Annotated in this window: 14 protein-coding genes; 12 read left to right on the top strand and 2 right to left on the bottom strand. The window is 35.8% G+C overall.

Annotation, left to right across the window (positions count from 1 at the left end; genetic code table 11):
* Positions 1–127: 127 nt before the first annotated feature.
* The 12 genes from ykgO (at position 128) to J8281_RS01835 (ending at position 10,314) form a co-directional block, all read left to right on the top strand.
* Entirely contained in the window at positions 128–244 is a 117-nt protein-coding gene (ykgO, locus tag J8281_RS01890; protein WP_073370549.1) for a type B 50S ribosomal protein L36, read from the top strand.
* Between the two features lie 2 nt (positions 245–246).
* Positions 247–621 carry a 30S ribosomal protein S13 gene (gene rpsM, locus J8281_RS01885; RefSeq protein ID WP_210195885.1) on the top strand — a complete coding sequence of 125 codons (375 nt, stop codon included), beginning with the start codon at positions 247–249 and terminating at the stop codon, positions 619–621.
* A gap of 113 nt (positions 622–734) precedes the next feature.
* Positions 735–1,118: a 30S ribosomal protein S11 gene (gene rpsK, locus J8281_RS01880; RefSeq protein ID WP_073316875.1), complete on the top strand. Its 384-nt coding sequence runs from the start codon at positions 735–737 to the stop codon at positions 1,116–1,118.
* Positions 1,119–1,246: 128 nt separating this feature from the next.
* Positions 1,247–1,852, top strand: a complete 606-nt coding sequence (rpsD, locus tag J8281_RS01875; protein ID WP_210195884.1) for a 30S ribosomal protein S4 — start codon at positions 1,247–1,249, stop codon at positions 1,850–1,852.
* A 24-nt stretch (positions 1,853–1,876) separates the two neighbouring features.
* Positions 1,877–2,869 carry a DNA-directed RNA polymerase subunit alpha gene (locus J8281_RS01870; RefSeq protein WP_210195883.1) on the top strand — a complete coding sequence of 331 codons (993 nt, stop codon included), beginning with the start codon at positions 1,877–1,879 and terminating at the stop codon, positions 2,867–2,869.
* A 63-nt stretch (positions 2,870–2,932) separates the two neighbouring features.
* Complete coding sequence (rplQ, locus tag J8281_RS01865; RefSeq protein WP_210195882.1) at positions 2,933–3,412, top strand: 50S ribosomal protein L17; 480 nt, start codon at positions 2,933–2,935, stop codon at positions 3,410–3,412.
* 131 nt (positions 3,413–3,543) lie between these two features.
* Positions 3,544–4,662: a glutamine-hydrolyzing carbamoyl-phosphate synthase small subunit gene (gene carA, locus J8281_RS01860; RefSeq protein ID WP_210196075.1), complete on the top strand. Its 1,119-nt coding sequence runs from the start codon at positions 3,544–3,546 to the stop codon at positions 4,660–4,662.
* 179 nt (positions 4,663–4,841) lie between these two features.
* Entirely contained in the window at positions 4,842–6,131 is a 1,290-nt protein-coding gene (gene eno / locus J8281_RS01855) for a phosphopyruvate hydratase (RefSeq protein WP_210195881.1), read from the top strand.
* Between the two features lie 173 nt (positions 6,132–6,304).
* Positions 6,305–7,591 (top strand): citrate synthase, encoded by a 1,287-nt coding sequence (locus tag J8281_RS01850; RefSeq protein ID WP_210195880.1) that lies wholly within the window; start codon positions 6,305–6,307, stop codon positions 7,589–7,591.
* Positions 7,592–8,036: 445 nt separating this feature from the next.
* On the top strand, positions 8,037–8,954 hold the full coding sequence (locus tag J8281_RS01845; RefSeq protein ID WP_210195879.1) for a dimethylarginine dimethylaminohydrolase family protein: 918 nt from the start codon (positions 8,037–8,039) through the stop codon (positions 8,952–8,954).
* A gap of 15 nt (positions 8,955–8,969) precedes the next feature.
* On the top strand, positions 8,970–9,896 hold the full coding sequence (gene ctlX, locus J8281_RS01840) for a citrulline utilization hydrolase CtlX (RefSeq protein WP_210195878.1): 927 nt from the start codon (positions 8,970–8,972) through the stop codon (positions 9,894–9,896).
* A gap of 7 nt (positions 9,897–9,903) precedes the next feature.
* On the top strand, positions 9,904–10,314 hold the full coding sequence (locus tag J8281_RS01835) for an Rrf2 family transcriptional regulator (protein ID WP_210195877.1): 411 nt from the start codon (positions 9,904–9,906) through the stop codon (positions 10,312–10,314).
* Here J8281_RS01835 and J8281_RS01830 read toward each other — a convergent pair.
* Both J8281_RS01830 and J8281_RS01825 read right to left on the bottom strand, forming a co-directional pair.
* Complete coding sequence (locus tag J8281_RS01830; RefSeq protein WP_210195876.1) at positions 10,304–10,933, bottom strand: chromophore lyase CpcT/CpeT; 630 nt, start codon at positions 10,931–10,933, stop codon at positions 10,304–10,306. The two genes, J8281_RS01835 and J8281_RS01830, sit on opposite strands and share 11 nt — an antisense overlap.
* Before the next feature lie 81 nt (positions 10,934–11,014).
* Positions 11,015–12,442, bottom strand: a complete 1,428-nt coding sequence (locus tag J8281_RS01825) for an SDR family oxidoreductase (protein WP_210195875.1) — start codon at positions 12,440–12,442, stop codon at positions 11,015–11,017.
* Positions 12,443–12,586 lie beyond the last annotated feature (144 nt).

The raw sequence follows: 12,586 nt of genomic DNA, 5'->3' as shown, positions 1-12,586 counted from the left end.
TTTTGTGGGATGGTAAAGAAAATATAACCGACACAATTACAGTAATTTGTTGGTTAATCATAACAAATTATTGTAATTGTAAAAGGATAGCTATCCAAACAGTTGAAAAACTTTTAAGAAAGAACAGATGAAAGTTAGAGCATCAGTAAAAAAGAGAAGTGCCGAGTGCAAGATTGTGCGTAGAAAAGGCCGACTTTACGTGATTAATAAAAAGAATCCTAGATTTAAACAAAGACAAGGGTAATTATGGCAAGAATTGCAGGGGTAGATATACCTAAACAAAAGCGAGGAGTTATAGCATTAACCTATATCTTCGGTATTGGTAAAAGTAGAGCTAAAGAAATTTTAGATACTGCCAAAGTTGATGAGAGTATAAAGGTTTCTGACTGGGATGATGATCAAATAGGTCGAATCCGTGAGGCTGTAGGTGCCTACACTATCGAAGGTGAATTGAGATCTGAAGTACAGTTAAATATTAAGCGTCTAATGGATATTGGATGCTACAGAGGTATACGTCACAGGGCGGGATTACCTTTAAGAGGTCAACGTACAAAGAACAACTCTAGAACACGTAAAGGAAGAAGAAAAACAGTTGCTAACAAGAAGAAGGCAACCAAGTAATAATTTATAATAAAGACATTAGTCATTAGTAATTAGACGTTAGATGAATCTGTTTGAAATAGCAATGTTTAGGATTCTAACAACTAAAAACTAACAACTAAAAACTAAAAAGTATGGCAAAGTCAACTTCAAAAAAACGTAAAGTAATTGTAGAGTCTGTAGGAGAGGCTCACGTTACCGCTTCTTTTAATAACATTATAATTTCGTTGACCAATAAAAAAGGTGACGTCATTTCTTGGTCCTCTGCCGGTAAAATGGGGTTTAGAGGTTCAAAAAAGAATACACCTTACGCTGCACAGCTTGCAGCAGAAGATGCAGCGAAAGTAGCAATAGAAGCAGGACTAAAAAAAGTAAAGGTTTATGTAAAGGGGCCTGGTAATGGTAGGGAGTCTGCAATTCGTTCTATCCATAATTCTGGTATCGAAGTTTCTGAAATTATTGATGTAACTCCTATGCCTCACAACGGATGCCGTCCTCCTAAAAGAAGAAGAGTTTAATATAATATATTCCCGAATTTCGTTTCGGGATTTTTCTATATATAAATAAGTAATCGAAAAGAGGAACAATGATTATCGAAGGAAAGAGACCTTAATTCATAATCACCTCGATAACTAAATTATTAATAATGGCAAGATATACTGGTCCAAAAACTAAAATCGCTCGTAAATTTGGAGAAGCGATATTCGGGGATGATAAGTCTTTCGAAAGAAGAAATTACCCTCCGGGGCAACACGGAAACAACAGAAGAAGAGGTAAAAAAAGTGAATATGCTATCCAGTTGATGGAAAAGCAAAAAGCGAAGTATACTTACGGAGTGTTAGAACGTCAGTTCAGAAATATGTTTGAAAAAGCAACACGTGCACAGGGAATTACCGGTGAGGTGTTACTTCAACTGTGTGAATCTCGTTTAGACAATGTAGTGTTTAGAATGGGATTAGCAAATTCTAGAAGAGGAGCAAGACAATTGGTTTCGCATAGACATATTACTGTAAACGGAAAGCAAGTGAATATTCCGTCTTATCAATTAAAAGCTGGTGATGTTGTGGGAGTGCGAGAAAAATCAAAATCTTTAGAGGTTATTCAAAATGCACTTGCTAACAATAGTAAAGTGTACGAATGGATTACATTTAACAATGACACCAAGCAAGGTACTTTTGTATCTGTTCCGGCCAGAATCCAAATACCAGAAAATATTAATGAACAATTCATCGTCGAATTATATTCTAAATAATAACGCTAAAGAAGAAACAATAACATGGCAATATTAAATTTTCAGAAGCCCGATAAAGTTATCATGATCGACTCCACCGAGTTCGATGGTAAATTTGAATTTAGACCATTAGAGCCCGGATATGGATTAACAGTTGGTAATGCTTTGCGAAGAGTTTTGCTATCTTCTTTAGAGGGATTCGCTATAACTTCTCTTAGAATAGAAGGCGTGGATCACGAATTCTCAACGATTTCTGGAGTAGTAGAAGATGTAACAGAAATTATCTTGAATCTTAAACAGGTACGTTTTAAACGTCAGATTGAAGACATCGACAATGAATCTGTTACTATCTCTATTTCTGGACAGGAACAATTAGTAGCTGGTGATTTTCAGAAATTTATTTCCGGATTCCAAGTACTAAATCCTGATTTGGTGATCTGTAATATGGATAAGAAAGTAGCACTTAACCTAGAAATAACTATCGAGAAGGGTAGAGGTTATGTTCCTGCAGAAGAAAATAAGAAAGCAAACGCTCCCATCGGCACAATTTTTACTGATTCCATATATACTCCTATTAAAAACGTAAAGTACAGTATCGAGAATTATCGTGTAGAGCAAAAAACCGATTACGAAAAACTAGTTTTCGAAATCGTAACCGATGGATCTATCCATCCTAAAGATGCACTTACCGAGGCAGCAAAAATTTTGATTCATCATTTCATGCTGTTCTCTGATGAGCGTATTACCTTAGAAGCTGATGAGATCGCACAAACAGAAACTTATGATGAAGAATCACTTCATATGAGACAGTTATTAAAAACGAAACTCATTGATATGGATCTTTCAGTTCGTGCATTAAACTGTTTAAAGGCGGCAGAAGTCGATACGCTTGGAGACTTGGTATCGTACAATAAAAATGACTTAATGAAGTTCCGAAATTTTGGTAAAAAGTCTTTAACCGAGCTTGAAGAATTGGTTAACGTGAAGGGTCTTAACTTCGGAATGGATTTATCAAAATATAAACTGGATAAAGATTAATTCATCATATTTTGCTCTCTGCACGAGGTAGATCGAGCAAGATGATGATCAAAACAAAATGTCATGAGACACGGAAAAAAAGTAAATCATTTAGGGAGAAAAACAGCACATCGCAAGGCAATGCTTGCCAACATGGCTTGTTCCTTAATTGAGCACAAACGAATCAACACTACCGTAGCCAAAGCAAAGGCACTTAAACAATTTGTAGAACCTTTGGTGACCAAATCTAAAGAGGACTCTACACATAATCGACGTATCGTATTTAGTAAGTTGCGTAACAAATACGCAGTTACCAAATTGTTTAGAGATGTTGCGACAAAAGTAGGTGACCGACCAGGGGGATATACCCGAATTATTAAGTTAGGAAATCGACTTGGTGATAATGCCGACATGGCAATGATCGAATTGGTAGATTACAACTCGCTTTACAATGCCGGTAAACCTGCCAAAAAGAAAGCCAGAAGAAGAGGAGGCAAAGGAAAAAAGGCGGCGACAGCACCAACGGTTCCAGCACCAGAAACTTCAACATCAGAAGAAGAATAAATGAAAAGTGTGAATAACACATAATAACAAAAGGATAAACGTTTAGCGTTTATCCTTTTTTTTTAAATAATTTTGAAAAGTTAATCTCGATAAAGAGGTGTGATTGTCAACAAGGATAAAATAAAAAAATGATGAAATATCAATCCCGAAAGAAAGCAATTGTCTTATTAGCAGATGGAACAATCTTTCATGGAAAAGCGGTGGGTAAAGCAGGTAGTGCCTTTGGTGAAGTATGTTTTAATACTGGGATGACCGGTTATCAAGAAATTTTTACAGATCCCTCGTACTATGGCCAGTTAATGGTGGCGACAAATGCGCATATAGGTAATTATGGTGCAAATGACGACGAGATAGAATCTGATGCTATTAAAATTGCCGGTCTTATCGTTAAAAATTTTAGCTACGAATATTCTAGAGATCGCGCAGATAGCTCGTTACAAGAATTCCTTGAGAAAAACAATTTATTGGCTATTTCAGATGTAGATACACGTGCACTAGTAAGCTATATAAGAGACAACGGCGCTATGAATGCAGTCATTTCTACCGAGATAGATACTATAGATCAATTAAAGGAACAACTAGCAGCAGTTCCCAACATGAATGGATTAGAACTAGCTTCAAAAGTCTCGACAGCTAAACCTTATTTCTACGGGGATCCTAATGCCACGTATAAAATTTCTGCATTAGATATTGGTATAAAGAAAAATATATTGCGCAACCTGGCTAGTAGAGATGCATACATTCAAGTTTTTCCTTATAACGCTTCCTTCAAAGAAATGAATGAATGGCAACCCGATGGTTATTTTTTATCCAACGGACCAGGAGATCCAGAACCTTTAACTGAGGCCATACAATGTGCCAAAGAAATATTAGAAAGAGATTTGCCGCTCTTTGGTATATGCTTAGGTCATCAGGTAATAGCTCTGGCTAATGGAATTAGCACGTATAAAATGCACCATGGACATCGAGGGATAAACCATCCGGTAAAAAATTTACGTACGGGGAAAGGTGAAATTACATCTCAAAATCATGGTTTTGCTATTAACAAAGAAGAAACAGAAAATCACAATGATGTAGAAATTACACATATACATCTTAATGATCATACTGTGGCGGGCATTAGATTGAAAAGTAAAAACTGTTTCTCTGTTCAATATCATCCAGAAGCCAGTCCGGGGCCTAACGATTCTTCATACCTTTTTGATGATTTTATAGCGCAAATTAAAAAGAGTAAAGTTACGGTGTCGTAGTATTATTTTGAAAGCATATTGATGTATGAATTCGTATAGATATCTATAACGTTATAGTTGATAACTTAACTAAAATATTGAGAGTTCTGCAATAAATAAGGGCTTTTTTAAAGGGGTTAAGATTTTACGGTTTTGTATCTTGCGAAGAAGAAAATATATCCAACAAAATAAACAAAGAAATGAGTGTCATTATTAATATTCATGCCAGACAAATATTAGATTCACGAGGTAATCCTACTGTAGAGGTTGATGTAATTACTGAAAATGGGGTTTTAGGACGTGCAGCGGTACCTTCAGGAGCTTCGACAGGAGAGCACGAGGCTGTAGAGCTTAGAGATGGGGGTGAAAAATATATGGGAAAAGGCGTTAATAAAGCCGTTGAAAATGTAAATTCAATAATAGCCGAAAAACTCTTAGGGTATTCGGTATTTGATCAAAATTTACTAGATCAAACCATGATTGATCTCGATGGAACTCCTAACAAATCAAAACTTGGTGCTAATGCTATTTTAGGAGTCTCTTTGGCAGTGGCAAAAGCTGCCGCAAATGAACTTAATATGCCTTTGTATCGATATGTAGGAGGGGTAAGTGCTCATACACTTCCTGTCCCTATGATGAATATTATTAACGGAGGTTCTCATAGTGATGCACCTATAGCTTTTCAAGAATTTATGGTAATGCCTGTAAAAGCCAAAAACTTTACTGAGGCAATGCAAATGGGAACTGAAATTTTTCATCATCTCAAGAAAGTGCTTCACGATAGAGGATTAAGTACAGCCGTAGGTGATGAGGGTGGTTTTGCGCCTACCTTAGACGGAACCGAAGATGCTCTGGATAGCATAAAATTGGCTGTTGAAAATGCGGGCTATTCCTTTGGTGATGAAGTAATGATAGCTTTAGATTGTGCAGCAGCAGAATTTTTTGTAAACGGCGCTTATGATTACACCAAATTTGAAGGAGATAAAGGTGTCGTGCGAACCAGCGAAGAACAAGCCGATTATCTTGCCGAGTTAGCATCAAAATATCCAATTATTTCTATCGAGGATGGTATGGATGAAAACGACTGGGAAGGATGGAAATATCTAACCGATAAAATAGGAGATAACGTACAATTAGTAGGAGATGATTTATTCGTAACCAATGTTGAAAGACTTTCAAGAGGAATAGAGAATAGTATCGCCAATTCCATTTTGATCAAAGTGAATCAAATAGGTACCTTAACGGAAACGATTGCAGCCGTAACCATGGCACACAACGCAGGATATACCTCCGTAATGTCTCATAGATCTGGAGAGACCGAAGATAATACTATTGCTGACCTGGCAGTAGCATTAAATACCGGACAAATTAAAACAGGATCTGCTTCACGTAGTGATAGAATGGCAAAATACAACCAACTATTACGGATTGAAGAAGAGCTGGGAAGTGTAGCGTATTATCCCAAAAACAAGGCTTTTAAGATCAAATAGTATGATATAATTTCATAGAAAATAGGTTGTCAATTTGACAACCTATTTTTTTTATATCAGTTTTTGGAATTCCTATAATGAACGGGAAAATGATATAATGATTAATACTATTTTAACACTATATTTCGTATTTTAGCAACCCTTAATATAATAGCAAAATTCTAAATATTCATATGACAAAAATAGCTACGTTAGAGATTGACGGTAATAAATATGAGTTCCCAATTATAAAAGGAACTGAAGACGAATTAGGAATCGATATTAAAACGCTAAGAGCAGATACCGGTGGAGTTACCACTATTGATCCCGGTTATAAAAACACAGGAAGCTGCGAGAGTGCGATCACTTTTTTAGATGGAGAAAAAGGAATTCTAAGATACCGTGGATATTCAATTGAAGAACTAGCAGAAAAAGCAGATTTTTTGGAAGTATGCTATTTATTAATATTTGGTGAGCTTCCTACTTCAGAACAGTTAGAGAAATTTGATAAAGACATCAAAGAAGAATCTCAGGTAGATGAAGACATGAAGAAAATCCTCGATGGTTTTCCCAAAAGTGCTCACCCTATGGGCGTATTATCATCGCTAACCAGTGCCTTAATTGCCTTTAACCCCGGATCGGTAGATGTAGATTCTGAAGAAGCTATGTATGATGCGATTGTAAAAATTTTAGCAAAATTTCCTGTGCTGGCTGCCTGGACTATGAGAAAAAAGAAAAGTCTACCTTTAGATTATGGAGACAATTCTTTAGGCTATGTAGAAAATCTACATAAAATGATGTTTTCTAAGCCTAATCAATCCTACGAAGCCAATAAAATCGTAAATGATGCCTTAGACAAATTATTAATTCTTCATGCAGATCACGAGCAAAATTGTTCGACTTCTACGGTAAGAATAGTGGGTTCTTCGCATGCTGGATTATTCGCGTCATTATCTGCGGGTATTTCTGCCCTTTGGGGACCGTTACATGGGGGTGCTAATCAGGCAGTGATTGAAATGCTAGAAGCTATACGAGAAGATGGTGGAGATACTGCAAAATATATAGCCAAAGCAAAGGATAAAAACGATCCATTTCGCCTTATGGGCTTTGGACATAGAGTATATAAAAACTTTGATCCCAGAGCAAAGATTATTAAAAAATCCGCAGAAGAAGTTCTAAGCGACCTTGGTATAGAAGATCCTGTTCTTGATATCGCAAAGGGATTGGCAGAGGTAGCATTAAAAGATGATTATTTTGTACAGAGAAAATTATATCCTAACGTAGATTTTTACTCAGGTATCATTTATAGAGCTTTAGGTATCCCTACAGATATGTTTACAGTAATGTTTGCACTAGGAAGGTTACCAGGTTGGATCGCACAATGGAGAGAAATGCGTTTGCGTAAAGAACCTATTGGAAGACCCAGACAAATTTATATAGGAGAAAATCATAGAAAATTTACAGCGATCACTAATCGCTAACTTATAATATCTCTAATATATCAAAGCGTTGATCACTTCAACGCTTTTTAAGTTTTTAAGGGTTAACCTATAAACTGATTTCAGTAAGGGATTTAGAGAGGTGTTATAGGCACCGCCAAAGGGTACAATGCCTCAGGATGGTTTGATTTCTGATTTTCAGAATATTGCGAAAGGTATTAATGGTAGCGCAGTCGACAATTTTTCGTCTTCGAGGGTAGGCTTCAATTTTGATCAATCAGATAGTGGGCTTTTGCATTTTCATCGTACAGGTAACTAGCTACCGACCTTTATGCTTTATACTATTCATAGTATTCACTATTGATTTAGCTTGAGATTATTCTAACTATTCAATCTTTATTCTATTTTTGTCAAATAATACAAAATGACAGATTTTAAATAAAAAAATCTAATGCGCTAAAATAGTATCTACATTTAAATATAAATTTTGTTGAATTTAAATATACAGAACGAAACATCCAGGCTTAGAGCTGTAGTTTTAGGAATAGCCACAAGTAACGGACCCATACCAAAAATAGAGGACGCCTACGATCCAAAGTCTATAGCACATATAAAAGCGGGTACTTATCCCAAAGAAAAGGATATGATCAGCGAAATGAAGGCTGTTGCCAACGTTTTTGAAAAGTACGATGTAAAGGTATACCGCCCTAAAGTTATCGAAAATTATAATCAGATTTTTGCTAGAGATATAGCTTTGGTGATTGATGATACCTTCGTTAAGTCAAATATTCTTCCGCATCGCGAAAAAGAAATCAAAGCAATACAACATGTAATCGATGAAATATCTCCTGAAAAAGTACGTAAAGCACCTTCTGAAGATATCCATTTTGAAGGGGGTGATATTATGATTCATAATGATCATGTTTTTATAGGGACTTACAAGGGAGAGGATTATCCCGATTGTATTGTAGCTCGCACAAATATGAAAGGAGTAGCATACATACAGTCTCTTTTTCCTAACAAAACGGTAAAAGAATTTGATCTTAATAAATCAATGAAAGATCCGAAAGAAAACGCACTGCATTTGGATTGCTGTTTTCAGCCTGTAGGTAAAAATAAAGCGATTATTCATAAAGAAGGTTTTAGAGAGCTATCAGATTATGAATACTTGATAAATTTCTTCGGAAAAGAGAATGTATTTCATATTAATAAAGACGAGATGTATCATATGAATTCTAATATATTTTCAATTGCAGAAGATATAGTAATTTCTGAAAAAAATTTTACAAGGCTTAATACGTGGCTTCGAAGTTTAAATATTGTGGTCGAAGAAGTACCCTATGCTGAAATTGCTAAACAAGAAGGCTTGTTGAGGTGTTCCACAATGCCGTTAATTAGAGATTAATTATTGTAAATCAATATGAAACAAGTTACCGATACCATACTGATGATTCGCCCAGTACGCTTCAGGATGAATGAAGAGACAGCAGTGAATAATTATTATCAAGAGAATGTAAAAATAATCGACGCTAACACCAAGGCACAACAAGAATTTGATGATTTTGTGTCGGCGCTTAGAAATATCGGGGTGCACGTGATTGTTATCGATGATGATCCAGATAACAATACTCCCGATTCTATTTTCCCTAACAATTGGATTTCTTTTCATGAAAACGGAGATGTTGGACTATACCCCATGTTTGCCGAAAATAGAAGAAGAGAACGTAGACCAAAAGTGTTAGATACTGTAGAATCATCGGGTTTTAAGATTAAGAATATTATCGATTACACCAAAGCTGAAGAGGAGGAAATCTTTTTAGAAGGTACCGGCAGCTTGGTTCTGGATAGAGTGAATAGAAAAGCATATTGTGCACTCTCACCAAGGGCTGATGAGGATTTGTTATTAGAATTTTGTGAAGATTTTGAATATACTCCCGTAATATTTACAGCATATCAAACTGTTGAAAAAAAACGATTACCCATCTATCATACTAATGTAATGATGGGTGTGGCCAATACCTTTGCTATAGTATGTCTAGATTGCGTAGACGACCGAAAGGAAAGAAAAAATTTGGTCACTCATTTAAGAAAAGATCATAAAGAGATTATTCAAATTACAGAGGATCAAGTTACTAGTTTTGCGGGTAACGTATTGCAGGTTGTAGGTTCGGGGGATAAACAGTATCTTGTAATGTCGTCTGCGGCTTATCACAGTCTTACTACACATCAAATTAAAGCGATTAAAAAGCACTGTGACATTTTACATAGCAACCTTAATACTATAGAAACCTTGGGTGGAGGAAGCGCGCGATGTATGATGGCTGAGGTATTTTTGCCTAATAAATGATAGTACTATGCTTTCAAAAAAAACAAAATATGGATTAAAAGCACTTACATACATTGCTAGAAGAAAATGTAGTCATCCGGTGCAAATTTCTGAAATTGCAGAGCAGGAAAATATTTCTCAAAAGTTTTTAGAAAGCATTTTACTTACCTTAAGAAAAAACGGTTTTTTAGGCTCCAAAAAAGGTAAGGGAGGTGGGTATTATTTAATCAAAGAACCTAAAGAAATTTTTATGGCTGCAATAATTAGAGTTCTAGAAGGCCCTATTGCCATGCTGCCTTGCGTAAGTCTTAATTTTTACGAAAAATGTGATGATTGTCCAGATGAAGATACTTGCGCTGTGCATAGCTTAATGATCGAAGTAAGAGATAATACGTTAAAAGTGTTAGAAAATAAAACGTTGGCTGATTTTACAAACTAGATGTTTCGGTTATTCTTTTATATTTATACGGACCCTTGATTTTTCCCCAGACCTGCTTGCCTTTTTCGTCATACCCTTTAGTCCATATAGATATCTTATCCTTACTAAGTACCAAGGAGCTAGTGAGATAGTGCACTCCTTCCAAGCGACTCATACATACTCCTTTTTTTATTTTTCCAGAATAAATAGTAGATGTTTTCTTTGAGAAATACATATCGCAACCGTCTCTTTTATTTAATTCTTTAAAAGGTATCGCATCAAAGGTGGTTACATCTTCCCAGTCGTATTGGTAGTTTTTCTTTTTGGGTATCGTGTAACTAGTACTCGAGAATTTAGTAGAATCAATGGTGTTATAGTTTACTATACGCTCACTGTAGATATAGTTTTGCTCAATGTCAGAAATTTTGGAATAGATCCAAATTCCGGGTCTTTCTTCCCAAATCTGAACGTTGATCAAGCTCAAATGGGCAAAACTCGGATCGTCCTTTGCTTGCTCTGCATTAGAAAAATTACCAATAAGTAATGAAACGAGATTATTCAATTCTACATCCTTTGCTTTTTCAGTAGTACAACCTGAAAATAATACAAATAAGATGAGAAACAATAAAAGTCGGTTCATTCGGTTTTTTCTTAAATATAAAAAAAAATACGGACAATAATGTTATTTGTCGATGAATTTTGCATTTTATCTTGTAAAAAATCATTTCAGAGCTGCAATTTTTCGAATCATTCCGCCAAAAATAAAATAGTGAAACGGTACCATCACGTACCAGTAGAGTCTCCCCCAGATTCCTCTAGGTCGAAACGTAGCCGTTTGGTGCAGCACATTATGATCATCGATATCAAACTCGAGCCAGGCTTCTCCGGGAACCTTCATTTCAGCAAATAACAATAATCGCTTATTTTTCTTATCGGCAACTAACACTCTCCAAAAATCCAGCGCATCTCCAGAATAGATGGCGTTAGGATTGGTTCTACCACGTCTTAGCCCAACTCCGCCAAAAGCCTTATCAAAATACCCCCGAATTTTCCATAGCCAATTTCCGTAATACCATCCTGTTTCACCTCCAATTTTCCATATGCGTTCTAGCGCTTGCTTAGCATCATTCAATTTGATTGTTTTGTGATCTATAAAACATCCGTTTTTTGGTACGGTAATATATTTTTGCAGGTTTATTTTAAACCGACCACTAATCATAGAATCCTTCCAGCTCGATACGACTTGATTTTGTTCTATTTTTATAAAAGCGAGTTCTAGTGCTTTTCTATAATTCATAGGAGTTATATCTAGCAGTTCTTGTAGGCGGTTATCATTAGCAATCACCGGTATAGTCATACTGTCTACAAGATTAAGTGCCAATTTGTAAGATGTAGAGGTTACAAAATATAACCAGTACGAGGATAGTTTAGGTGTCATGATAGGGAGTGTCGCTATATACAATCGAATACCACGAGCTTTTGCATATTGCAGTAGCATCTGTTTGTAAGTCATGACATCAGGACCGCTTATGTCATAAGATTGATTGTAACAATTTGAATTTCCTAATACCCCGGTCATAAAATTGAGAACATCCCTTATCGCTATAGGTTGTGTTTTGGTATTGACCCATTTGGGAGTGATCATAACAGGTAATTTTTCGCATAAATCCCGAATAATTTCAAAAGAAGAACTCCCAGAACCTACAATGATACCCGAGCGCAATACGGTAAGATGATAACTACCTTTATATAGCGTTTCTTCTACATTTTTTCTGGACCATAAATGTTTAGATAGGTTTTTTTCATTAACAATACCACTCAGATAAATTACTTGTTTTATGCGAGTGTGACTAACATAGGTGTTAAAGTGCTGAGCAGAAATTTCTTCTTTTTTATCAAAATCAGTGGTAGAAGAGCTCATCGAATGAATTAAATAGTAAGCCGCATCAATATCGTATGGAATTTTAGAAATATTAGGTTCATGCAAGAAATCGATCTCTATGATGGAAACCTTTTCTCTGGTTTCCTGATCAATCGAAAGTCTATTTTGATCCCGTACACAGCAGATAACATCATGACCATCCTCTAGCAAAAGAGGTAAGAGGCGCATACCAATATACCCATTGGTTCCCGTAATAAGAATTCGCATTTTTGTGTATAAGTTACGAAGAAATTTACAGGAAACGAGTCTTCCTAAATTTTAAAAAAATTCTTCACCAAAGGGAATATTTAAACCCGGATTATGCATTATGAAATCTATTACGGCTTAAAATACCTTCAAAAAAACGCTGCG

The organism is Aquimarina sp. U1-2 (assembly GCF_017897595.1).
In the GTDB taxonomy this organism is placed as follows: Bacteria; Bacteroidota; Bacteroidia; order Flavobacteriales; family Flavobacteriaceae; genus Aquimarina.
This window is presented reverse-complemented; position numbering and strand designations above follow the sequence as displayed.